Origin of the sequence: Mesorhizobium sp. M5C.F.Ca.ET.164.01.1.1, from assembly GCF_004792125.1 — a bacterium.
GTDB lineage: Bacteria > Pseudomonadota > Alphaproteobacteria > Rhizobiales > Rhizobiaceae > Mesorhizobium > Mesorhizobium wenxiniae.
On sequence record NZ_SRTG01000001.1, the window covers coordinates 216,950 to 240,585 of the forward strand.

The 23,636-nt window shown below is 64.0% G+C and carries 22 protein-coding genes; 17 read left to right on the top strand and 5 right to left on the bottom strand.

Annotated elements, in window-relative coordinates; translation table 11 throughout:
• Positions 1-213 precede the first annotated feature (213 nt).
• From EN807_RS01015 to EN807_RS01025, 3 genes are all read left to right on the top strand, one after another.
• The gene (locus tag EN807_RS01015) at positions 214-639 is read left to right on the top strand and encodes a globin family protein (protein ID WP_135933539.1); all 426 of its coding nucleotides are present in this window, start codon (positions 214-216) and stop codon (positions 637-639) included.
• A 66-nt stretch (positions 640-705) separates the two neighbouring features.
• Positions 706-1,032: a hypothetical protein gene (locus tag EN807_RS01020; protein WP_135933540.1), complete on the top strand. Its 327-nt coding sequence runs from the start codon at positions 706-708 to the stop codon at positions 1,030-1,032.
• Positions 1,033-1,308: 276 nt separating this feature from the next.
• Entirely contained in the window at positions 1,309-1,764 is a 456-nt protein-coding gene (locus tag EN807_RS01025; RefSeq protein WP_135933541.1) for a pyridoxamine 5'-phosphate oxidase family protein, read from the top strand.
• A gap of 139 nt (positions 1,765-1,903) precedes the next feature.
• On the opposite strand, the gene EN807_RS01030 is transcribed toward EN807_RS01025, so the two are convergent.
• The 5 genes from EN807_RS01030 to EN807_RS01050 form a co-directional block, all read right to left on the bottom strand.
• On the bottom strand, positions 1,904-3,502 hold the full coding sequence (locus EN807_RS01030) for an indolepyruvate oxidoreductase subunit beta family protein (RefSeq protein WP_135933542.1): 1,599 nt from the start codon (positions 3,500-3,502) through the stop codon (positions 1,904-1,906).
• Positions 3,495-5,648, bottom strand: a complete 2,154-nt coding sequence (locus tag EN807_RS01035) for an indolepyruvate ferredoxin oxidoreductase subunit alpha (RefSeq protein WP_135933543.1) — start codon at positions 5,646-5,648, stop codon at positions 3,495-3,497. The genes EN807_RS01030 and EN807_RS01035 overlap by 8 nt, the downstream gene beginning before the upstream one ends.
• Positions 5,649-5,693: 45 nt before the next feature.
• Positions 5,694-6,173: a MarR family transcriptional regulator gene (locus EN807_RS01040; RefSeq protein WP_127212025.1), complete on the bottom strand. Its 480-nt coding sequence runs from the start codon at positions 6,171-6,173 to the stop codon at positions 5,694-5,696.
• Positions 6,173-7,744 carry an NAD(P)/FAD-dependent oxidoreductase gene (locus EN807_RS01045; RefSeq protein ID WP_135933544.1) on the bottom strand — a complete coding sequence of 524 codons (1,572 nt, stop codon included), beginning with the start codon at positions 7,742-7,744 and terminating at the stop codon, positions 6,173-6,175. The genes EN807_RS01040 and EN807_RS01045 overlap by 1 nt, the downstream gene beginning before the upstream one ends.
• A gap of 77 nt (positions 7,745-7,821) precedes the next feature.
• Positions 7,822-8,613, bottom strand: coding sequence for a cyclase family protein (locus EN807_RS01050; protein WP_135933545.1), 792 nt, complete (start codon positions 8,611-8,613; stop codon positions 7,822-7,824).
• 121 nt (positions 8,614-8,734) lie between these two features.
• Here EN807_RS01050 and EN807_RS01055 point away from each other — a divergent pair, with 121 nt between their 5' ends.
• The 14 genes from EN807_RS01055 to EN807_RS01125 all read left to right on the top strand — a co-directional run bounded on the left by EN807_RS01055 (position 8,735) and on the right by EN807_RS01125 (position 23,613).
• Complete coding sequence (locus EN807_RS01055) at positions 8,735-10,309, top strand: NAD(P)/FAD-dependent oxidoreductase (protein ID WP_135935740.1); 1,575 nt, start codon at positions 8,735-8,737, stop codon at positions 10,307-10,309.
• A gap of 106 nt (positions 10,310-10,415) precedes the next feature.
• Positions 10,416-11,942, top strand: coding sequence for an ABC transporter substrate-binding protein (locus EN807_RS01060; protein ID WP_135933546.1), 1,527 nt, complete (start codon positions 10,416-10,418; stop codon positions 11,940-11,942).
• A gap of 70 nt (positions 11,943-12,012) precedes the next feature.
• On the top strand, positions 12,013-13,020 hold the full coding sequence (locus tag EN807_RS01065; protein ID WP_135933547.1) for an ABC transporter permease: 1,008 nt from the start codon (positions 12,013-12,015) through the stop codon (positions 13,018-13,020).
• A complete protein-coding gene (locus EN807_RS01070) occupies positions 13,013-13,861 on the top strand; it encodes an ABC transporter permease (protein ID WP_135933548.1) in 849 nt (282 codons plus the stop codon). The genes EN807_RS01065 and EN807_RS01070 overlap by 8 nt, the downstream gene beginning before the upstream one ends.
• On the top strand, positions 13,858-14,742 hold the full coding sequence (locus EN807_RS01075) for an ABC transporter ATP-binding protein (RefSeq protein ID WP_135933549.1): 885 nt from the start codon (positions 13,858-13,860) through the stop codon (positions 14,740-14,742). Before EN807_RS01070 ends, EN807_RS01075 begins: the two co-directional genes overlap by 4 nt.
• Complete coding sequence (locus EN807_RS01080; protein ID WP_135933550.1) at positions 14,735-15,565, top strand: ATP-binding cassette domain-containing protein; 831 nt, start codon at positions 14,735-14,737, stop codon at positions 15,563-15,565. The genes EN807_RS01075 and EN807_RS01080 overlap by 8 nt, the downstream gene beginning before the upstream one ends.
• Before the next feature lie 106 nt (positions 15,566-15,671).
• Positions 15,672-16,283 (top strand): VOC family protein, encoded by a 612-nt coding sequence (locus tag EN807_RS01085; RefSeq protein ID WP_135933551.1) that lies wholly within the window; start codon positions 15,672-15,674, stop codon positions 16,281-16,283.
• 141 nt (positions 16,284-16,424) lie between these two features.
• Positions 16,425-18,719, top strand: coding sequence for a bifunctional salicylyl-CoA 5-hydroxylase/oxidoreductase (locus EN807_RS01090; RefSeq protein ID WP_135933552.1), 2,295 nt, complete (start codon positions 16,425-16,427; stop codon positions 18,717-18,719).
• Complete coding sequence (locus tag EN807_RS01095; protein ID WP_135933553.1) at positions 18,716-19,492, top strand: SDR family NAD(P)-dependent oxidoreductase; 777 nt, start codon at positions 18,716-18,718, stop codon at positions 19,490-19,492. Before EN807_RS01090 ends, EN807_RS01095 begins: the two co-directional genes overlap by 4 nt.
• The gene (locus EN807_RS01100) at positions 19,486-19,956 is read left to right on the top strand and encodes a MarR family transcriptional regulator (protein ID WP_029357027.1); all 471 of its coding nucleotides are present in this window, start codon (positions 19,486-19,488) and stop codon (positions 19,954-19,956) included. The genes EN807_RS01095 and EN807_RS01100 overlap by 7 nt, the downstream gene beginning before the upstream one ends.
• The gene (locus EN807_RS01105) at positions 19,953-20,765 is read left to right on the top strand and encodes an enoyl-CoA hydratase family protein (protein ID WP_135933554.1); all 813 of its coding nucleotides are present in this window, start codon (positions 19,953-19,955) and stop codon (positions 20,763-20,765) included. Before EN807_RS01100 ends, EN807_RS01105 begins: the two co-directional genes overlap by 4 nt.
• 126 nt (positions 20,766-20,891) lie before the next feature.
• Positions 20,892-22,040 (top strand): acyl-CoA dehydrogenase family protein, encoded by a 1,149-nt coding sequence (locus EN807_RS01110; RefSeq protein WP_135933555.1) that lies wholly within the window; start codon positions 20,892-20,894, stop codon positions 22,038-22,040.
• Between the two features lie 77 nt (positions 22,041-22,117).
• Complete coding sequence (locus tag EN807_RS01115) at positions 22,118-22,513, top strand: RidA family protein (RefSeq protein WP_135933556.1); 396 nt, start codon at positions 22,118-22,120, stop codon at positions 22,511-22,513.
• 371 nt (positions 22,514-22,884) lie between these two features.
• Positions 22,885-23,613, top strand: a complete 729-nt coding sequence (locus tag EN807_RS01125; protein WP_135933557.1) for a GntR family transcriptional regulator — start codon at positions 22,885-22,887, stop codon at positions 23,611-23,613.
• The last annotated feature ends 23 nt before the right edge of the window (positions 23,614-23,636 follow it).

Here is a 23,636-nt window from a genome sequence, read left to right on the forward strand (position 1 = left end):
ACCTAGGTTTTCAACTATGACCAGGTCCGGATCGAGCGAGATGAGCACGGGGCCTGTGGCATCCTCAGTACGATCTACCAAAAAAGAAGCCAAATGAGCGCGAACTGAAAAACCATCGAGACACAACTGAAACACATCTGCGCGCAGGCGACATGCACGCGAAACGCTTTGGGGCGATGGTCACCCCAAGCCAGGAACGCAGGAGCGTCGCCGATGACACCCGACCAGATCAGACTTGTCCAGGACAGTTTTCGCGAGGTCGTCCCAATTCGCGTGGCCGCCGCGGCGCTGTTCTATGACCGCCTGTTCGCGATCGACGCGGACCTTCGCGCGCTGTTTCCGGTGACAGACATGACCAAGCAAGGCGCCAAGCTGATGGCGAGCCTGGGCTTCGTCGTGCACGGATTGGACCGTGCCGACACCATCCTCCCGACGGTGCGCATGCTCGCCAAGCGTCACGTGACCTACGGCGTCGAGGAGCGTCATTACCCGATCGTCGGGCAAGCGCTCATCGAGACGCTGGCGGCCGGCCTCGGCACAGCTTTTACGCCGCCGGTCCGCGAGGCTTGGGAGGCGGCCTACGGGTTGCTCGCCAGTGTGATGATCGCGGCTGCCCGCGAGGATCAGCTCGCAGCGTGATTTTATTGGATGCAGCCAAAAGGCGAGCATCCAGCCGAACAACAATTCTAAATGGGGAGAAATACGATGTTCAGATACACAGCTCTTGCAGCGCTTTGCGTTGTGGCAAGTTCCGCTTCTGCCGGCGAACTCACGGCCCGTCAGGGTGGGAGCGTCGATCTCGGCAACTTCCACGGCGTCGTCTACTTCACGGAGGCGGATGACGGCTACCGGGTGGTCACCACGATGGCGGCGGGCGAAGAAAGTTTGCCAGTACGCTTCGTCGCGACCCTCACCGAGGGGCAGGCTTTCGTGATCTCGGTCCCGGGCGAGTTGGCAGGGGCCGGCCAGGCACTCGAAATCTCGCGCGCCCAAGGCAAGCTCGTTGTCGCCAAGGTAGAGTCCACCCAGTAAACGGCTCGTCTCCACGACTTAATTGCGGCTTGTGCCTTTGCGGTGGCCGCCTGAGGCCGGTTTCGAGTTGCTCGACCGCGGTGGCGAAAGCCAAGGGCGTGGATTTTCGCACTGCGATACCCGAGTCGCTGCCGTTTGAGGCTCCGTGTTCGACCGCGTCAACGGAGCCTGGTTTGTCGGGCGTCATGGTTTGACTTGCGTCAACGCCAAAGCAGCTGGGTGGCCGGATAATTGCCCATTCTGCATTTGGATTGCTCGCGATCATGGAGACGACCGATGGACGAAGAGCTCAGAAAGAAGATCCTGACGCTGTTGGACCAACACCGGATCATGACGATTGCCACACTAAGGCCGGACGGCTGGCCGCAGGCGACGACAGTCGGCTACGTGAACGAAGGCCTCGCCCTCTACTTCCTCTGCGGCCCGGACAGCCAAAAGGCGGCCAATCTGGCGCGTGATGATCGGGTGTCGCTGACGATCGATCACGACACTCCGGATCTGTTGGCGATTACCGGCCTGTCCATGGCGGCGCACGCGAAAGCGGTGGCTGATCCGGCCGAAGCGGCCAAGATCTTGCGTATGCTTCCGCTGAAGTATCCTGAGCAGGTCGCGCCGCTGCCAGTTCCAATGCCGACCCCGGAGGATGTCCGCATATTCCGCGTCACTCCGACGGTCATCTCCGTGCTCGACTACTCCAAGGGCTTTGGCCACACAGACCTTGTGACTTGCTAAGCACTTTTTGACGCGGATTTTCGCACTGGCGATCGCCCGCGTCATCAGCAATTTCGGGCTCTTGCATCTGGCGCAGCCGGAACGAGCGCGACGGCGTCGCGTGTTCGAGTCACGCAAGCGGCACCAGTTACCCCACAGATCAAATGGATGAACCGGGGCCATCGCTCAGCGAGGCCACCGTCTTCAGCGCGCTATCGAGCATGTCGCCCTTTTCGTCCTTGAGTGCTGCTTCGCGCAGGCGCCTGATCCAGTCGGCGGCGTCCTCGCGGCCCTTGACCATATCCAGCGCCGACAGCACCCGGTCGAATTTCGACTGGGCGCGGGCGTGGGTGTCGCTGTAGCCCTTGATCAGCCGGCGGCAGTTGAGGATCTCCGTGCCAAGCGCGTAGTCGTCCCTGACATGGCTGAGCGCCAGCGCGTACCAGCGCTCCAGATGTTCGGTCTCAACCTTGTGGCGCAGCAGGCGGCGGCGCCAGCGGCGCAGGCCGCCGATGAACCACAAAGCGGCAAAGCCGGCGAAACTATCGGTGCGGATGCGGCGGCCGCGATTGATGCGGCGGTCGAGGAAGGCGGCAAGCTTCGGCCGCACCTCGATATAGCTGCCGAGCCCGGCCGGCAGCGTACCGCAGAATTCCTCGATGCGCGGGTGGAAATATTCGGTCACCTGCAGGACCGTTTCGTCCTTGACGCCGACCTCGCGGCGCACGCGCCTGTCGCGCGTCGAGCGCGTCTTCAAATCGGCGACACGGATCATGTCGTCGTAGCACATGGCGTTGGCCAGGTGCTTTGCCGCTGCGGTCGACAGCGCGAAGTCATGTCCGGCATCGTCCAGGGCGACGGCCCGGTCAAGCCGGTCGAGATACTCGCCGCCATAGGCGATGTCCTGATAGTCGACGACTTTTCTCAAGCCGCGAAGCGCCATGTCGCGCACCGGGGCCGGCAGCGCAGCGACCCGGGCGGCGAGTGCCTGCCAGCCCTTAAGCAGGCCTTCCGGCCCGCTCACTTTTGTCGTGCCGCCCGATCCGGTCCCCGCAACTTTCGGCTCTGCGATCTTGTCGCCCGGAGCCGGCGCACTCGCGATGCCGCGGGCGCGATCACAGGCCGCGCCGAAGGCGGCGAGGCTGGCCTTCACGCCGCGACCGCCGGCGCCGATCGCCTGCTCGTAGCTTTCGCGCGTGAACGGCAGCGCGTCCGAGCCCGCCAGCGCGCCGAGCAGGCTGGCCGAGATCATCGAGCCGTTGTCGGCGGCGATCTTTTCCATGTCGAAGGCGATGAAGCGCTTGGCTGCGGCTTCCGCCGTGGCATGCACCTTTGGTGACGAAGCGCGGCCATCGCCGGGCTCGATCTTTTCCGAAACCGCGGCGATGCGATGCGACGAGGCAATCAGCGTAGTGCGCTCCGGTGTGACGAAGCCGCGGATGATGGCGCGGCCGGCTTCCATCAGTTCGGCGGCGATCAAGATGTCGACGTCGCCCTGCGAGGGCGACAGCGCAAAGACCGGCAGGCGGCCGGTGTCGCGGCACATCTCGACATAGTAGATCGTGGCGCCGGTGCGCTGGGCGACGCCGGCGACCGAGGTCGATTGCGCGACATAGCCATTGCGTTCGGCGACGTCGGTGATCCAGTCGGCGAGCACGCCGCCGCCCTGGCCGCCGACCGCCAGCACGGCAAGCTTGATGACGCGCTCGTCTTCGGGAGCACCGGCGTTCGAGCGCGATGAGGGGACGGCGTCAAGCATCGGCGAATGTCAGGCGCCGGCTTTCACGGCGCCGCTGCAAGAGGCTGATCGTGGCGCGACGCGCGGCTTCGAGGAAACGGTCCCAGCGGCTGGGATTGTGCACCACGTCGGCGCGGTAGAAGGAGGGGCACAGCACCGCCGCATCGGCAACCTCGCCGCAATTGCCGCAGCCGACGCAGCTCTGGTCGATATGCGCCACCGGATCGTCGCGCAGCGGATCGTCCAGCGACTTCACCGACAGCGACGGGCAGCCGGAAAGCCGCATGCAGGCATGGTCGCCGGTGCAGATGTCCTCGTCGACGCCGAATTTCGGCTTGACGATCCTTTTCCCGCCCTTGATCGCCTTGTCGACCAGCGGCTTTTCGCGGCGCTGCCGGTTCAGCATGCATTCGGACGAGGCGACGATGACTTTTGGGCCCTTCTCGTCCGTCGTCAGCGCCTCGCGCAGCGTGTCCTGCATCTTGGTCACGTCATAGGTGCGGTCGATGTGGCGCAGCCATTTGACGCCCATGCCCTTCACCGCCTCGGTGATCGGATGCTTGGTCGATTTCGTCTTGTTGCCGGCGCGGGATGAAAGAATGTCCTGCCCTCCCGTCGCCGCCGAATAGAAATTGTCGACGATGACGATGACGCCGTCGTTCTTGTTGAACACGGCGTTGCCGATCGACGAGGTCAGGCCGTTGTGCCAGAAGCCGCCGTCGCCGACGAAGGAGATCGACCGGCGCTTGGCATCGGGCGAATTGAACGCTGAGGCCGAGGCCGGCCCCAGCCCGTAGCCCATGGTAGTAGCGCCAAGCTCGAAAGGCGGCATGATCGAAAACAGATGGCAGCCGATGTCGGAGGCGATGTGGTGCTTGCCCAGCTCCTGCTCGACCAGCTTGGTGGCGGCGAAGATCGGCCGTTCCGGACAGCCGACGCAGAAGCCGGGCGGACGGCCCGGAACGACGTTGATCAGGTCGGCGGTATCGAGCCCGTCGCCGATCTTGTTCGGCGCGCGGACTTCGCCCGGCAGCAGGTGCGGGATGGTGGCGCGCAGGAACGATCCGATGCCGTCGAGCATGACCTGGCCGGTGTATTCGCCAGCCATCGGCAGGTGCTCCTTGCCGACGAGTTTCGTGCCACGCCCGGCCTTGTGCAGCATCGATGCGAAAGCCTGCTCGATATAATTGGGCTGGCCTTCCTCGACGACGAGCACAGCGTCCTTGCCCTCGCAGAAGGACAGGAACTCGTCGTCGACCAAGGGATAGACGGCATTCAGCACGTAGAGCGGCACGTCTGTCACACCATAGGTGTCGGCGAGGCCGAGCCGCTGCAGTGCCCGGACGACCGAATTGTACATACCGCCCTGCATGACGATGCCGACCGAGCCGTGCTCGGGACCGAAGAACTCGTTGATCTTGTTTTTGCGGATAAAATCGACTGCCGCTGGCCAGCGTTTCTGCACCTTTTCCTTCTCGTGCAGGAAGGAGGCGGGCGGCAGCACGATGCGGCCGGTGTCGCGGCGCGGCGCGTCGAGCGCATCGGCCACCGTCATGGTCGGCCGCTTGTTGTCCTTGGCGATGAAACGGCCATGGACATGGCAGCAGCGGATGCGGACCTGCAGCATGACAGGCGTGTTGGAAACCTCGGAAAGCTCGAAGCCGTCCTCCACCGCCTTGACGATCGAGGGCAGGTTCGGCCGCGGGTCGAGCAGCCAGACCTGGCTTTTCATGGCAAAGGCATGGCTGCGCTCCTGCATGATCGAGGAGCCCTCGCCATAATCCTCGCCGACGATGATCAGCGCGCCGCCGGTGACGCCGCCGGAGGCGAGGTTGGCGAGCGCGTCCGACGCGACATTGGTGCCTACGGTCGACTTGAACGTCGCCGCACCGCGGATCGGATAGTGCACAGATGCCGCCAGCATGGCGGTGGCGGTGGCTTCCGAGGCGCTCGCCTCGAAATGCACGCCGAGCTCGCCCAGAATATCCTGCGCATCGGCCAGCACATCCATCAGATGGCTGATCGGCGCGCCCTGATAGCCGCCGACATAGCCGACGCCGCATTGCAGCAGCGCCTTGGTGATGGCGAGAATGCCCTCGCCGGAAAACTCCTCGCCGGCGCCGAGCCTGAGCTTTTCGACTTCCTTGGCAAAAGACCGTTCAGCCATGTCAGCCTCCTTCCGTTGCCGCCGATATCCGGCGGCGGCGTACGTCTAGATGTCGTGCTTGCGAATGTTCTTCAGCATCTTCTGCAGCGTCGCGATCAGGGCGGCATATTCAACATCATCGATGTCATCGAACATCGCCTCGAACGCATCATGCATGGCCGGCCAGGCGCGGCCGAACTCGGCGCGGCCGTCGTCGGTCAGGAACACATGGCGGATGCGGCTGTCGGTGACTCCCTGCTCCCGCCGCACAAACCCTTGCCCTTCCAGCGTGTCGAGCGTCCGGCTCAACGTGGATTGTTCGATGACCGTGTAGACCGAGAGATCGTTGACGGTGACGCCGTCGGCCACCGACAGCACGGCGAGTGTGCGCACCTGTGGGATGGTCAGGCCCTGCTTGCGAAAATCGTCGCGCAAGGTGGCGTTGTAGCGGCCCATGATGCGGTTCATCAGATAGGGCGCGAATTGCTGCAGTCCGATCTGGCCCAGTGTCGAGATGCGCTGGCGCTTTTCAACCTTCTGTTCCATCACAGCCTCCCCGCCAGCAGAAAGCCGGAACCGCCGCCAAGCCCGGCGCCGGGATGGGTCGAGGCTCCGATATGGTAGAGGCCCTTGATCCCGGTGTCGTGATTGCGGCTCGTCTTGAACGGCCGCCATAGCAACGACTGGTCGATGGTCGATGAGCCGCCATAGGGATCGCCGCCGACCAGATTGACGTTGATCGCTTCCAGATCGGCCGGCGAATAGGCGCGGCGTGCAATGACGCTGTCCTTGAATCCGTCGATATGGCTGGCGAGGATCGCTTCGGCACGGTCCGCGTAGGCCTCGCGCAGCGCGTCGGTCCAGCGGCCGTCGGCCGGTGTCTGCAGTTTGCCGGCGGCATCGCCCTTGATATGGCGTGGCGCCTCCGGCAGTTGCAGCCACAGGATCGCCTTGCCTTCCGGACAGCGCGAAGGATCGAGCGCATGCGGCTGGCCGACGCAGATGGTCGGCACCTCCGGCAGCATGCCGCGCGTGGCCTCGTTGCAGGCTTTCGACACGCCGTCGAGCCCCGGTGTCAGATGCAGCAGCGCGACCTTTGCCAGGCCCTCGCCGCGCCATGCGGGCGGCTTGTCCAGGGCATAGTGGATTTGGAAATTGCCCTTGCCGTAGCGGTATTTCTGCGCCGCCTCGAGGTCGGCTTTCGGAGCCGCGTCGCCGAGCAGCCGCCCGTAGAGATGGGTCGGCGTGACCGAGCAGATGACGCTCTTCTTCGCGGTGACCGTTTCGCCCGAAGCCAGCCGTACGCCGGTGGCTCGGCCTCCGCTCTGGATGATGGAGGCAACGTCCCCTTCAGTCCGGATCACGCCGCCGCGCTCCTTGATCAGCGCTTCGAAGGCGGACAGCAGATTCCCAGCGCCGCCCTTGACGATCGGCGCGCCGGCAGCTTCCAGCGCAAAGGCGATAACCCTGGCGATCTGGCCGGAGAACGCGTCTTCAGGCCCAAGGCCGGCATGCAGCACCCAGGGCGCCCACAGCGCCCGGGTGATCTCCGACTGGTAAGTGTTCTCCAGCCAGCCGCGCGCCGGCACCAGCGCATCGCCGAGAAAGGCGGCAAGGCCGCGCGGGCCGCGCCGCCAGGCTTCGCCCGCCAGCAGCCTAGTCGTGGGGTAAGACCACAGGCTGCCGCCGAGCAGCCCGAACAGCAGGCCGACATTGCGCTCGATCTCGCCGACGTCGCTGCCGTGCCGGTCGCCATCGCCTGCGGCAAGCGCATTGGCAGCCGCGACATTGGCGGGCCGATCGGTGCGCAGGATGGCATAGCTGCCGTCCGGCCGCAGCACGCCGGTGGGCGTGCCGGTGTTGCAGAATTCCAGGCCGTGCCGCGCCAGATCCTGGCCCAGAGCCGCATAGGCAGGCGAGGTGATGAACAGGACGAATGTCGTCGCCATCACGTCGTGGATGAAGCCGGGCGCGGTGATCTCCTCGGTGCGCATGCAACCGCCGATGCGATCGTTGCGCTCGAGCACCAGCACCTTTGCCCCCTTGCCGCCAAGCATCGCCGCGCAGACCAGCGCGTTGATGCCGCTGCCGACGATGATGTGATCGATATCGCTCATCGTCGTGGCCTATCGCTTAAGCTATGTTTTCTTGCTTGAGCATGATCTTGTCCGAACCCGATCATCACTTTTCGGGATCATGCTCTTGGCACCAGCACCAGCGCGCGGATCGGACTGCCGGTGCCGTGCTCGATTTTGAGCGGTGCGGCGATCAGGATCGCGCCTTTCGGCGGCAGCCGGTCGAGGTTGCACAAGCTGGCGAGGCCGTAGCGGTTGGCCTTGTGCATCAGGCTGTGCGCCGGGAATGGCGGCTCCATTCCCCCTGCTTTGCCAGCATCCGTGCCGATCGTCTCGCTGCCCCAGCCCCTGATGTCTTTGCTGATCAGGTACTGGATGGCCTCGGCCGTCGGTCCGGGGGTGTGCGGTCCGGTCTCGTCGGCGTTGAGGAATTCGGCTTCCGAGCCGTTGCGCTTATACCAGTCGGTGCGCATCACCACCCATTCGCCGGCGTTGATCGCGCCGTGCTCGGCTTCCCACGCCTTGATGTGGTCGACTGTGAGCAGGAAGTCGTTGTCGGCGGCGGCTTGCTTCGAGCAGTCGATGACATTGACCGGGCCGACGAAATTCTGAACCGGAATGGTGTCGGTGGCACCGTCCGGATAATCCTTGCCGGTAATCCAGTGCTGCGGCGCGTCGAAATGCGTGCCCGAGTGTTCGCCGAGCTTCAGCCAGTTCCATGCCCACCACGGACCGTTCTTGTCATAGTGGGAGATGGCGTGGATCTCGACCTTCGGCGTGTCCACCGCCAGCTCCGGCGGCAGCTTGATTAGCGGCGTGTTGGGCCCGAGCGGCGCCGTCAGGTCGACCACCTGGATGGTGCCTGAAAGAAGCTGGCCGGCGACCTCGCCGAGGAGTTGTTGCGTGTCCATGGTCTCTATTCCCTCTTTCTTGGTGATGATCACGGCTCTTCGCGGCCCTTAATATCCTACTAGACTAAAACATATGCATCTGCAATTATCTTTAAGCATAAAGGAAATGGGTTGGGTGGGTGTGAGCGAGTTTGACGCCATATTCGTCGGGGCAGGCCACAACAGTTTGGCATGCGCCGCGCATCTGGCGCTCAAAGGGTGGAATACCGGGATTTTTGAGCGCAGCACAACTATCGGCGGCGCCGTCCAGAGCCGCGAATTCACGCTTCCCGGCTTCCGGCACGATTTCGGCGCGATGAATCTGAGCCTGTTCGCCGGCTCGGCCTTTCACAAGAAATATGCAAATGAATTGAAAAGCCATGGGCTGGAGTTTGCGCCGGTCGCCGATTGCTTTGCCAGCGCCTTTCCCGACGGACGGTGGTTCGGCGTCAGCAACGATCTGGAAAAGACCGCGTCGCGCATGGCAACTTTTTCCGCAACCGACGCCGCCACATGGCGCCGGCTGGTCGGCGCCTTCCCGGTGGAAGCCGAGCACCTGTTTCGGCTGCTCGGCTCACAGATGAGCGGGCGGGCGCTGGCCGGCACCGCATGGAACCTCTGGCGCAAGAAGGGCCTTGCCGGCGCGCTCGACACCGGCCGGCTGCTGCTCTCATCACCACGCTCGTGGCTCGAGGAGAATTTCGAGTCGCCGCATGTCAGGGCGACGCTCGCCACCTGGGGCATGCATCTCGATTTCGCCCCCGATATCGCCGGCGGCGCGGTGTTCCCCTATCTGGAATCGATGGCCAACCAGTGCTTCGGCATGGTGCTCGGCAAGGGCGGCGCCGACACCATCATCCGCGCGCTGACCGGCATGGTCACCGTTGCCGGCGGCCAGATTAGCACCGGTGCTGAGGTGGCCGAGATCACGGTGTCCGGCGGCCGAGCGACAGGCGTGCGGCTTGCTTCCGGCGAGACCCATACTGCCACCAAGGCGGTGATCGCCGGCGTTGCACCCGGGGCGCTAACCGGAAAGCTTTTGCCTGACGGTTCCGGCGACGCCGGCTTCGACACGGCGATGAAAAAATTCCGACATGCGCCGGGCACGATGATGATCCATCTGGCGCTTGACGATCTGCCGGACTGGCGCGCCGGCGCCGAGCTTCGGCGATTCGCCTACGTCCATCTTTCGCCGTCGCTCGACGCCATGTCGCGGACCTATCAGCAGGCAATATCCGGCATGCTGCCGGACGAGCCGGTCCTTGTCGTCGGCCAACCGACTGCGGTTGATGCATCGCGGGCGCCGGAAGGCAAGCACGTTCTGTGGGTACAGGTGCGGATGCTACCCGCCGAAATCTTTAGCGATGCGGCCGGCAAGATCGCGCCAGCTCATTGGGATCAGGTCAAAGAACGCTACGCCGAGCGCGTTCTCGACATCATCGAGACCTATGCGCCCAACCTTCGCCGGAATATCCTCGGCCGTGCCGTGTTCTCGCCCCTCGACCTCGAACGCGAGAACCCCAACCTCGTCGGCGGCGACCAGATTTGCGGCAGCCATCACCTGGCGCAGAATTTCCTGTTTCGCCCGGCGCGCGGCTTTGCCGGCTGGAATACGCCGGTCATGAATTTGCATCTCACCGGTGCTGCAACATGGCCGGGCGCCGGTACAGGTGCGGCCTCGGGCTATATGCTCGCCCAACAGCTTGGCGGGAGGTAGAATTCAAAACACTTGCGGGTGAAGGAGAGGCAATGCGCGGTTGCCCAAGGAGCCTGAACCCACTGCATGATAACGACGCGCATAGAAAACCAACAGGGGAACTACCATGACAATCAACAGACGAGAATTGCTCGGATATGGCGCAGCAGCACTTGGCGCCACCGTCATCGGCCTGCCGCAAATAGCCAAGGCAGCCGGCGAACTGACCATCGCCTACAACGTCAACCTGCCGTCCTGGGACCCGACAACCGGGCCTTCGGCGGTCAACCCGACGATCCAGGGCCTCTACCAGTCGGTGTTCGATCAGTTCATCCCGCAGAAGCCGGACCTTTCCTTTGCGCCGGGCCTGCTCACCGAATGGGGCTGGAACGACGACCGCAGCAAGATCATGATGACGGTGCGCGAGGGCGTCACCTGGCATGACGGCTCGCCGTTCACCGCCGAGGACGTGGTGTGGTCGCTGCAGCGGGCGGGCGACGAAAAGACAGGCAATCCGATCCAGTTCGTCTGGAAGAACGTCAACAACTTCAAGATCGACGGCAATAAGATCACTGGCGATGTCGTGCAGTTCGACCCGGTGTATTTTAAGTGGATGTCGTTCCTGACCGGCTACATCATGCCGAAGGCCTACTACGAGAAGGTCGGCGCCGAAGGCTTCGAGAAAGCCCCGATCGGCACCGGCCCTTACATGGTCGACAAGTTCGAGCGCAACGCCTTCCTGCGGCTCAAGGCCAACCCGAACTATTGGGGCGGCAAGCCGGCCTTCGAGAATGTGACGATCAAGTTCGTCACCGACGCAGCGAGCCGCGTTGCCGAAATCGAGTCCGGTTCTTCGCAGGTGACGCTCGAAATCCCCTATGAGGAATATGATCGCCTGATCGCCAAGGACGGGCTCGCCGGCTCGTGCAATAACGTTTCCGACATCGGCATGATCTTCTTCAACGACATCGATGTGATGCTGGACAGGAACGTCCGCCAGGCCGCGGTGATGGCGGTCGACAAGAAGCTGCTCGTCGACCGGCTGCTGCGCGGCTACGGCCAGCCGATCGATACGTTGGAGACGCCGGAATACGAGGCCTACGACCCGTCGATCAAGGTCGAGCACAATCCGGAAAAAGCTAGGGAATTGCTGGCCGCGTCGGGCTACTCGCCGGAGAAGCCGGTCAAGTTCACGATCCAGACGACCAAGGGCTTCAAGCCCAAAGATTACGAGATGGTCCAGGCGATCGTCGGCATGTGGCGCAAGGTCGGCATCGAGGCGTCGATCGAGGTCTACGAGATCGCCAAGCACTACGAGCTGCGCGCCGCCGACAAGCTGGCCCCGGCCGCCTTCTACAATTGGGGCAACGCCATCGGCGATCCGACCACCTCGACCGGCTTTGCCACCTATGGCCCGAGCCCGCATTCGGTGTGGGACAGCCAGGATCTGATCGACATGATCAACCCGCTATGGGGCGAGAAGGACGAGACCAAGCGCGTCGCCGGCTGGAAGGCTGTCGACAAATACATCGCCGAACAGGCCTATGTGCTGCCGCTGATCCAGTATGCGCAGCCGATCGTGCACGCCAAGGGCGTCAATGTCGTGCAGCATGTTTCCGGCGCGCTTTTGCCGGCGCTGATGACCCCGGCCTGACATCGGCCAGGGATCGCCGCGCGCCGTCCGCAATGACGGCGCGCATTTTCCGCCAGGCATACGGGCGACCATGCTGCTGCAAAGATTCCTGATCCGTCTTTTGACGATGGCGATCACGCTGCTCGGCGTCGCCGTCGTGGTCTTTGTCGTCATTCGCGTCGCGCCGGGCGATCCGATCGCGATGATGCTGCCTCCCGGTGCAACCGATGCCGACATCGCCCGGCTGCGTACGCTCTATGGGCTCGACAAGACCATCGTCCAGCAGTTCTTCATCTGGCTGTCCGGCGTCGTCAGGGGCGATTTCGGCACCTCTATCTCGCTGCGGCAAGACGTGTTGGGGCTGGTCTTCAACCGGCTGCCGGCGACGCTGGAACTCGCCATCGTTGCTCTTTTGATGGCGCTGGCGATCGGCGGCACGACGGCAATCCTCGGGGCGCGCGAACGCGGCACGGCGGTCGAAGCCGGTATCGACATCGCCAGCGGTGCAGCGCTTTCCATTCCCGACTTTTTGTGGGGGCTGGTGCTGATTCTTTTGTTCGGGGTGCTGGTGCCGGTGTTCGACATTTCCGGCAGGGTGTCGCCACAGCTCGACCTGCCCTTCGTCACCCAGTTCTACCTGTTCGAGAGCATGGTGCGGCTGCGCTTCGACCTGACCAAGGACCTGCTCGGGCACATGCTGATGCCGGCCGTGGCACTGGCGCTGCCGCTCGCCGCGATCATTTCGCAGCTCCTGAAGCAGTCGCTGAAGGAAGTGCTCGACCTCGATTATGTCGTGCTGGCACGGGTGAAGGGCTTTTCGGAAACGCAGGTCATTTTGCGCGAGGCGCTGAAGAACGCCGCGCTGCCGACGCTCACCCTGGTCGGCGTGCAGTTCACCTTCCTGATCGGCGGCACGGTCATCGTCGAACGGCTGTTTTCCTATGAAGGTCTCGGCAACATGGCGATCGATGCCGTCATCAACCGCGACCTGCCGCTGATCCAGGGCATCGTGCTGGTCTTCGCGCTGCTGTTCGTGCTGATCAATCTCACCGTCGACATGATGTATGCGCTGCTCAATCCGAGGCTGCGGCATGGATGAGGGCCGCATTTCAAGACATGGCTCGGGCGCAAGGCTGTGGCTGGCCGGCGGCTGGCTGCTGCTGGCTTTGCTTGCCGCGATCTTCGCGCCGCTGATCGCACCGCAGAACCCGCTGGCGCAAGATCTGATGTTCGAACGCCTGCCGCCCTTTTGGATGAGCGGCGCGGAGCCCGGCTTCTGGCTCGGCACCGACAGCCTCGGCCGCGATCTCCTGTCACGGCTGATCTTCGGCGCCCGCATCGCCTTCATCGTCGCCTTCGCGGCAGCCTTGGCCGCCTGCCTGGTCGGCTCGACGCTCGGGCTGATCGCAGGTTATTTCGGCGGCTGGGCCGATCGCATCATCTCGCGCATCGTCGACGTCTGGATGGCGTTTCCGCCGGTGCTGTTCGCCATCCTGCTGGTTGCCGTGCTCGGCACCGGTCTGAGCTCGGTCATTATCGCCATCGCGGTCATCGACTGGACGCGCTTCTGCCGGGTGATCCGTGCCGAGACCATGGGCCAGGCGCGCATGGACTATGTCGAGAACGCCCGCATCGCCGGCTACGGCCGCATCGGCATCATGCTGCGCGAAGTGCTGCCCAACGTGGTGCCATCGATCGTCGCGCTGCTGTCGCTCGAAATGGGCATCGCCGTGATCGTCGAGGCGATCCTGTCTTTCGTCAACCTGTCGATCTCGACCGACGATCCGACCTGGGGAGGCATCATCGCCGAGGGCCGCCTGTCGATCCATCAGGCGTGGTGGGTGCTGGTGTTCCCGCTGGTCACCCTGATCCTGACCGTGCTGTCGTTCAGCCAGTTCGGCGAGGGTCTCAAGGCGCGTTTCGATCCGGTGCTGCGATGAACGCAGCCGCTTGCCTCGACATCACCAACCTCAGCGCCGTGCTGCCGAATGGCGCGCGCGTGCTGCGGTCGGTGTCGCTCTCCGTTCAACCGGGCGAAGTCCGAGCGCTGGTCGGCGAGAGCGGCGCCGGCAAGACGATGATCGGCAAGGCGGTACTCGGCGTGCTGCCACCCAGCGTGCGCGTCGTCGAAGGCGATATGCTGCTCGAGGGCGAGGACCTCGGCCGGCTGCAGCCAAAGGCGAGGCGCACGCTGATCGGAGCGCGCACCGCACTGATCCCTCAAGACCCGCTGACCGCGCTCAATCCATCGCGCCGCATCGGTCCGCAGATGACCGACCGGCTGGTGCGCATCCTCGGATGGAGTGGGCCGCGAGCCGACGTCCGCATCCGCGAATTGCTCGACGAGGTGCAGATCCGAGACCCCGACCGCGTCCTCAAATGCTATCCGCACGAGCTTTCCGGCGGCATGCGCCAGCGCGTGCTGATCGCCGCAGCATTCGCCGCCGAGCCCCGGCTGATCGTCGCCGACGAGCCGACGACGGCGCTCGACGTGACCGTGCAGAAGCAGATCCTGCGGCTGATTGCGCAGTTGCAGCGCGAGCACGGCACGGCGATCCTGTTCGTCACCCATGACCTCGGCGTCGTCGCCAAGGTCAGCCAGAAAGTGTCGGTGCTCTATGCCGGCAAGGTGGTGGAAGAGGCCGAGACGGCAGCACTCTTCGCAGCGCCGAAGCACCCCTACACAAGAGCGCTGATGGCGGCGACACCGCGCTACACCGATCCATTCGCCTCGCTGAAACCGGTGGACGATGCGGTATTGGCCGGACTGGCCTCGGAGATCGCCGCTGCCGACCAGGCCTGGAGACGGCACCATGGCTGAGCCGGCGTTTTCCGTGCGCGGCCTGAAGGTCACGTTGCCCGATATGACGCGCAAACCACTGATCGGCCGGGCGCCGATGGTGCAGATCCTGAAAGGGCTGGACTTCGACCTGCCCAGGGGAGCGGTGACCGGCATCGTCGGCGAATCCGGATCGGGCAAATCGACGCTCGGCCGCGCTTTGGTGCGCCTCTTGGAGCCGAGCGCCGGCAGCATCATCTTCGACGGCCGCGATATCACGCATCTGCCGGAGGCGGAGCTCAGGCCGCTGCGCCGCAACCTGCAGATGATCTTCCAGGATCCGATGTCGTCGCTTAATCCGCGCCGCACCATTTTCAGCATCATCGCCGCCCCACTCAGGCAAAACGGGTTTGGCGACAATCTGAAGGGGCGTGTCGCGGAGGCGCTGCAGCGCGTCGGCCTGCCGCAAAGTTTCGCCAGCCGCTACCGTCACCAACTGTCGGGCGGCCAGCGCCAGCGGGTCGGCATTGCCCGCGCTTTGGCGCTGTCGCCGAAATTCGTGCTGGCCGACGAGATCGTCTCCGGCCTCGACGTCTCGACGCAGGCGCAAATCCTGACGCTGCTGGAAAATCTGGCCGCCGAAATGGGCCTGACAGTCGCCTTCATCAGCCACGACCTGTCAGTCATTCGGCGGCTTTGCCGGCAAGTGATCGTCATGCGCGAAGGCGTGATCGTCGAGGCAAGCGCGACGGACGCTTTGTTCGAGAAGCCACAGCAGGCCTACACGCGCGATCTTCTCGAAGCCATCCCGCTGCCCGAGATCGATGACGGCTGGCTGCTGCCCGCGGCGAAGGCGCCGGCATGACATCGGTCGCAACGATCATTCACAGCACATCTCATTCGCACGCCGAAGAGCGGGCCTCGGGCGTGCGCCCGGCAAGTCACCCATGTCCCGCGAGAGGATGACTGAGATGAAGAATGCACTCCTAACTGCAACGCTTGCGGCCGCCGTCCTGGGCACTATCGGTGGAACCATCAGCACAGCCTCAGCCGATTCCATTCCTGGCATGCGCGGACACGATCACACCGGGGTTACGGTGCCCGACATGAAGCAGGCTGTCGACTTCTTCACCGAGATTGTCGGCTGCAAGAAGGCAATGTCCTTCGGCCCGTTCGCCGACGACAAGGGCACGTTCATGCAGGATCTTCTGGGCGTCGACCCCAAGGCGGTGATCGAGGAGATCACCCTGGTCCGTTGCGGCCACGGTTCGAATATCGAGCTGTTCAAATACACAGCGCCGGACCAGAGAGACCTGCAGGCCCGCAACAGCGACATTGGCGGCTTCCACATCGCCTTCTATGTCGACGATATCGCTGCCGCGAAAGCCTATCTCGATGAGAAGGGCGTCAAGACGCGTATGGGGCCGCTGCCGGTTACCGAAGGCCCGGCGGCTGGACAGAGCATCCTCTATTTCCAGGCGCCCTGGGGCTTGCAGCTGGAAGCGATCAGCTATCCCAACGGCATGGCCTATGAAAAGGACGCAGAGACGGTGCTGTGGAGCCCGAAGACCCCGGAAAAATGATCCGGCAAGCGCGTGCTTGCGGGTCTGACCGCAGGCACGCCATAGGCATCTGAGACGAATCGCTTCAATTATGAAACTTCAAGCTTGAAATAATTTCCCTGAGGCACGATACTGGGCGAAAGCGAAGAGGAGATCGCACGAATGAAGGTTGCGGTTCTCGGCGGCGGACCAGCCGGCCTCTACTTTGCCATTTCGATGAAGCTCAGGGACGCCGCACACGAGGTGACGGTGTTCGAGCGCAACCGCGCCGACGACACATTCGGCTGGGGTGTCGTGCTGTCGGCCGAAACGCTCGACAATCTGACCAGGAACGATCCGGTCAGTGCCGTCTGGATCAGGAAGCATTTCGCCTATTGGGACGACATCGCCGTCATCCATGACGGCGTGCGGACGGTCTCGACCGGCCACGGCTTCTGCGGCATCGGCCGCAAGCGCCTGCTCACCCTGCTGCAGCGGCGGGCGCGCGAGCTCGGCGTCAAGCTGGTCTTCGAGACTGATATCGCCGACCCCAAGACGTACATGGAGAGCCACGATCTGGTGGTCGCCGCCGACGGTCTGAATTCGAAGGCACGGAGCGCCTTCGTCGACGTGTTCAAGCCCGATATCGACACCCGCAAATGCAAGTTCGTCTGGCTCGGCACGCAACAGAAGTTCGACGATGCCTTCACCTTCATCTTCGAGAAGACGGAGCATGGCTGGGTGTGGGCGCATGCCTACCAGTTCGACAAAGACACCGCGACCTTCATCGTCGAATGCAGCGAGCAGACCTGGGGGCGCTTCGGCTTCGGCGCGATGTCGCAGCAGGAATCGATCGCCGTCTGCGAACGGATCTTCGCCAGGCATCTCGGCGGCCACGCGCTCATGACCAATGCCAATCACATCAGAGGTTCGGCCTGGATCAATTTTCCACGCGTGCTGTGCGAGCGCTGGTCCTACAAGAATCTGGCGCTGATGGGCGACGCGGCGGCATCAGCGCATTTCTCGATCGGCTCCGGCACCAAGCTGGCGCTGGAAAGTGCGGTGGCGCTGGCCGACTATGTCGAGGCCGAGCCCGACCTCGAGGCCGCATTCCGCAAATATGAAGACGCCCGCCGCACCGAAGTGCTGAAGCTGCAGTCGGCGGCGCGCAACTCGCTCGAATGGTTCGAGGAGGTCGAACGCTATCTCGGCCTCGACCCGGTGCAGTTCAACTATTCGCTTTTGACGCGCTCGCAGCGCATAAGCCACGAGAATTTGCGGCTGCGCGACGCCGAATGGCTGGCCGGCGCCGAAGAGTGGTTCCAGCGCCAGGCGGGCGCCGGCGGCAATAGCCTGCGACGGGCGCCGATGTTCGCGCCTTTCCGGCTGCGTGACATGGCACTGCAGAACCGCATCGTCGTCTCGCCGATGGCGCAGTACAAGGCCGTCGACGGCTGCCCGACCGACTGGCACTTCGCCCACTATGCCGAACGCGCCAAAGGCGGCGCCGGCCTCGTCTATATCGAGATGACCTGCGTCAGCCCGGAAGGTCGCATCACACCAGGTTGTACCGGTTTTTACGCGCCCGAACATGAGGTCGCCTGGAAGCGGCTTGTTGATTTCGTCCATACCGAGACCGAGGCAAAAATCTGCGCGCAGATCGGCCATTCGGGCGCCAAGGGCTCGACCCGGCTCGGCTGGCAGGGAACCGACGTGCCGCTGACATCAGGCAACTGGCCTGTGATGGCGGCGTCGGCGGTGGCATGGTCGCCTGAGAATCAGCTGCCGAAGGCGATGGACCGCGCCGACATGGAAATGGTGCGCGACCAGTTCGTCGCTTCGGCCGAGATGGCGGCGCGCTGCGGCTTCGACATGCTGGAGATCCACGCCGCGCACGGCTATCTCCTGTCCTCCTTCATCACGCCGCTGACCAACCAGCGGACGGATGCCTATGGCGGCTCGCTCGAAAACCGCATGCGTTATCCCTTGGAAGTCTTCCATGCCGTGCGCGTCGCCTGGCCGGCGGAAAAGCCTGTTTCAATGCGCATCTCGGCCAATGACTGGGTCGGCATTGAAGGCGTGACGCCAGCCGATGCGGTCGAAATCGCGCGGCTGCTGCATGAGGCCGGCGTCGACATCTGCGACGTGTCGGCCGGCCAGACCTCGGCCGAGGCAAGGCCGGTGTATGGCCGCATGTTTCAGACGCCGTTTTCCGACCGCATCCGCAATGAGGTCGGCATGGCGACCATGGCGGTCGGCAACATCTACGAACCGGACCATGTCAATTCGATCCTGATGGCCGGCCGCGCCGATCTCGTCGCGATGGCAAGGCCGCATCTCGCCGATCCCTACTGGACGCTGCATGCGGCCGTCACGCTCGGCGACCGCGGCGTCAAATGGCCAGATCCCTATCTGCCTGGCCGCGACCAGATCTACCGGCTGGCCGAGCGCGACGCGGCAGCGGGGCTGAAAGTATGAGCGCCATCGCAAGGATAGGGGGACGGCATGCGCTCGTCACCGGCGGCGGCTCCGGCGTTGGTCGGGCCATCGCGCTGGCGCTCGCCGACGCCGGCGGCATCGATGTCACCATCTGCGGCCGGCGCGAGGCTGCACTTGCCGATGTCGCCAGGGGAAATGAACGCATTTTCGGCATCGCCGCCGACGTCACCAATGAGGCGGCGATGGCGTCGCTCTACAGCCAGGCCGAGGCGGCGCGCGGACCGATCGATATCGTCGTCGCCAATGCCGGCATGTCCGACAGCGCCCCGGCGCAGAAGACTTCGCTCACGGACTGGCAGGGCACGCTCGACGTCAACCTGACCGGCGCATTCCTGACGGTGAAGCCGGCGCTGGCCGGCATGGTCGCACGGAAGACAGGCAGGATCATCTTCGTTGCGTCGACGGCCGGGCTAAAAGGCTATCCTTATGTCGCCGCTTACGTTGCCGCCAAGCATGGCGTCGTCGGCCTGATGCGAGCGCTGGCGGTCGAGACGGCCAAATCCGGGGTGACGGTCAACGCCGTCTGCCCGGGCTTCGTCGAAACCGAGATGCTGGAAGGCGCCATCCAGCGTATCATCGAAAAGACCGGTCGCACGGTTGAAGAAGCAAGGACGAGCCTTGCCTCGACCAACCCGCAAGGCCGCTTCATCCAGCCCGAAGAGATTGCAGCAGCGGTGCTGTGGCTGTGCGGCGATGCTGCCCAATCGATCACCGGACAGACGATTTCGATCTCGGGAGGCGAGACATGGTAGCCGGTCCCCTGCCCGCGCCGTCCGGACCCGGCAAGGATCGGCTGCGGCTGTGGGTGCGGCTGTTGCGCGCCTCGCGCAGCATCGAGGCCGAGCTGCGCGAGCGCCTGCGGCAGGAATTCAACACGACGCTGCCGCGCTTCGACGTGATGGCGGCACTCTACCGCGCGCCGGAAGGCATGTTGATGAGCGACCTGTCGCGCTTCCTGCTGGTGTCCAACGGCAATGTGACCGGTATCGTCGACCGGCTGGTTTCGGAAGGGCTGGTTACCCGCGCCCGGCGCAATGGCGACCGCCGCACCTCGATGGTGCGGTTGACGGAGGAAGGTTCGAAGGCGTTCGCTGTGATCGCCGCCGCGCATGAAAGCTGGATCGGCGAGCTGCTGGGCAATGTGAGCGAGGACGAGGCGCGCCGGCTGACCGGCATGCTGAATTCCTTCCGCAGCAATTGGGAGGGACGGGAATGACAAAGATGGCCGGCCGCAAGCCGAAGCATTTCCTCTGGCAGGTCGAAGGCAAGGTCGCGACAATCCGGCTCGACCGGCCGGAGCGCAAGAACCCGCTGACCTTCGAAAGCTATGCCGAGCTGCGCGATACTTTTCGCGACCTCGTCTATGCCGACGACGTCGATGCGGTGGTGTTCCTGCCCAATGGCGGCAATTTCTGCTCGGGCGGCGATGTTCACGACATCATCGGCCCGCTGATGAAGATGGACATGAAGGAGTTGCTCGCCTTCACCCGAATGACCGGCGATTTCGTCAAGGCGATGCTGAACTGCGGCAAGCCTATCATTGCGGCGGTCGACGGCGTGGCGGTGGGCGCCGGTGCCATCATCGCCATGGCGTCCGATATCCGCATCGCGACGCCTGAGGCCAAGACCGCGTTCCTGTTCACGCGTGTCGGTCTTGCCGGCTGCGACATGGGCGCCTGTGCGATCCTGCCGCGTATTATCGGGCAGGGCCGCGCCGCAGAACTGCTTTACACCGGCCGGACGATGAGCGCGGCGGAAGGCGAGCGCTGGGGTTTCTACAACCGGCTGGTCGATGCGGCGGCACTTGACGCCGACGCACTCGACATGGCCGCGCGCATCGTTTCCGGCCCGACCTTCGCCCACGGCATCACCAAGACGCAGTTGAACCAGGAATGGTCGATGGGCCTCGACCAGGCGATCGAGGCGGAAGCGCAGGCGCAGGCGATCTGCATGCAGACCGGTGATTTCGAGCGGGCGTACGAGGCTTTTGTGGCCAAGGAAAAACCGGTGTTCGAGGGTAATTGAGGATGTTTTCTTCAATCAGAATGGACACGTTGGCGGGACAGCGCCCCCCTCTGGCCTGCCGGAATGTCCGGCAGGACAGAGGAGGGCGCCGTAGAGCGCGAGGCCCGAAGCATAGCGGAGGCAGAAATGCCTGACCGGTCCTTCCTCAACTGGCCGTTCTTCGAGGACCGCCATCGCGAGCTTGCCGAGCGGCTGGACGCCTGGTGCGCGAAAAACCTGCCGGTCGCGCATGACGATGTCGATGCCGCCTGCCGCGCGTTGGTGGCGAAGCTCGGCCAAGACGGCTGGCTGAAACCAACGGCGCTCGACACGGACAACCCCGGGCCGCTCGACGTGCGCACGCTGTGCCTGACGCGCGAGACGCTCGCCCGGCATGACGGGCTGGCCGACTTCGCCTTCGCCATGCAAGGGCTCGGCACCGGCGCGCCCAGCCTGTTCGGCACGCCCGACCAGCAGCGCTGGCTGGCGAAGACCCGCGCCGGCGAAGCGATTTCCGCCTTCGCGCTGTCGGAGCCACGCTCGGGATCAGACGTCGCCAGTATAGAGATGACTGCGACGCCTAACGGCGACGACTATGTTCTGTCAGGCGAAAAGACCTGGATTTCCAATGGCGGCATTGCCGATCTCTACGTCGTTTTCGCCCGCACTGGCGAGGCGCCCGGCGCCAAGGGGCTTTCCGCCTTCATAGTGCCTGCAGACACCGAGGGCCTCACTATCGCCGAGCGGCTGGAGGTGATCGCGCCGCATCCGCTTGCACGCCTGTTCTTCGACAATGTCCGCGTTCCGGCCTCGGCATTGATCGGCAAGCCGGGCGACGGTTTCCGCATCGCCATGTCGGTGCTCGACGTGTTCCGCTCGACGGTCGGCGCGGCGGCACTCGGCTTTGCCCGGCGCGCGCTGGACGAAAGCATCACAAGAGTGGCCGAGCGCAAACTGTTCGGCGCTGCGATGGCCGAGCTGCAGATGGTGCAGGGCCACATCGCCGACATGGCGCTTGATGTCGATGCCGCCGCCCTGCTGGTCTACCGCGCCGCCTGGGCAAAGGACATGGGCGCCGCCCGTGTCACCCGCGAGGCGGCGATGGCCAAGCTGTTCGCCACCGACAAGGCGCAAGAGGTGATCGACAAGGCCGTGCAGCTGTATGGCGGCGACGGCGTCCGCAAGGGCAACATCATCGAGAGCCTGTATCGCGAGATCCGTGCGCTGCGCATCTATGAGGGCGCGTCCGACGTGCAGAAGGTGGTCATCGCCAGGCAAGTGATGGGAGCGGCCTGAGACCGAGCTTGCGACAGAAAATTGCTCGTTTCGAATTTTGAACATTGCGACCGGGTTTGAGTATCGGGAGGCTTGACATGCACACCATCCTGCAGCCGGAAGGCTGGGCGAAACCAATCGGTTACGCCAATGGCGTCGCCGCGCGCGGGCAGCTGATCTTCATCGGCGGCCAGGTCGGCTGGACCGGGCAAGGCCAATTCGAAACCGATGATTTTGTCGGCCAGGTGCGACAGACGCTTACCAACATCGTCGCGGTGCTCGCCGAGGCCGGCGCCAAGCCTGAGCATATTACCTCGATGACCTGGTACTTTACCGACAAGGCCGAGTATCTGGCCAACCTCAAGGGGATCGGCGAGGCCTATCGCGAGGTCATCGGACGACATTTCCCGGCCATGGCCGCCATGCAGGTGATGGCGCTGGTCGAAGATCGCGCCAAGGTGGAGATCCAGGCGACAGCGGTGATCCCGGAGTAACGATAGCCCTCTTGAGGTAAGCAATTGTCGAAGTAGGCGCCGCCCCTCACCTGCCTGCCGGCATCCTCTCCCCGTAAACGGGGCGAGGGACGCTTTCACCAACGATTTCGCCAATCACCAGCGCTGCAGAATCAAGTGCCGAGGTTCCGGCCGGCTTCTTTCTCCCCGTTCACGGGGAGAAATGCCCGGCAAGGCAATGAGGGGCAGCACCAACATTCGGAACTTCGATCGTCATTGCCTCGGCCTTGACGGCCGAGTGACTTGGCTCCCCGCATATTCTGTGATCAGATGATCACGTCCTGCTTAGGCTGGGCGATCAAAGCGTGCCGCTTGCACATAGCTTCTGTCGAAACCCAAGGAAACCAAAAACCGTGGCTCTGGGATTTGAACCTGTATCGGGACGTGTGACCGTCCAGGATGGTGTCTACCAGCAGCTTCGGCATGCCCTGATGGTCGGCAGCTTCGATCCGGCCCAGGTGCTGACCATCGCCTCGCTGGCCGAAGCCTTCGGCACTTCGAACATGCCGGTGCGTGAGGCCTTGCGGCGGCTCGCCGCCGAGAATGCGCTGGAGATATCGCAGAACGGCTCGGCCTGCGTACCGGTCGTGACCCGCGCGCGGCTCGACGACCTCTGCCGGGCGCGTGTCGCCGTCGAAGGGCTGGCGGCCGAACTCGGAGCGCCGCGCCTGACCACTTCCGACATAACCACATTGCAGCAGATCACTGCCGACCAGCAGGCGATCGGGCGCAACGGCAGCGTTTACGAGCTGATCGCCAAGAACCAGCAGTTTCACTTCACCATCTACCGCGCCTCCGGCTCCGACGTGCTGTTCCAGCTGATCGAGACCCTGTGGCTGCGCTTCGGCCCCTATATGCGGCTGTTGTCAAACCATGTCGCGCCTTTGATGCGCGCCGGCACGATGGAGCCGTCCGGGCGGCACACCGCGATCATCGCAGCACTGAAGGATCGCGATTTTCCTCGTGCCCGCGAAGAGGTGGTTGCCGACATCAGGTCGACGCAGGAGACGCTGCGCGCGATCTGCCCCGACGTGCCGGAACCCAGGCCGGTCGAGTTCGCTGGATTCGGCAAGGCCTCCTGAAGCTCCGCTGCGGGTTGAACGCA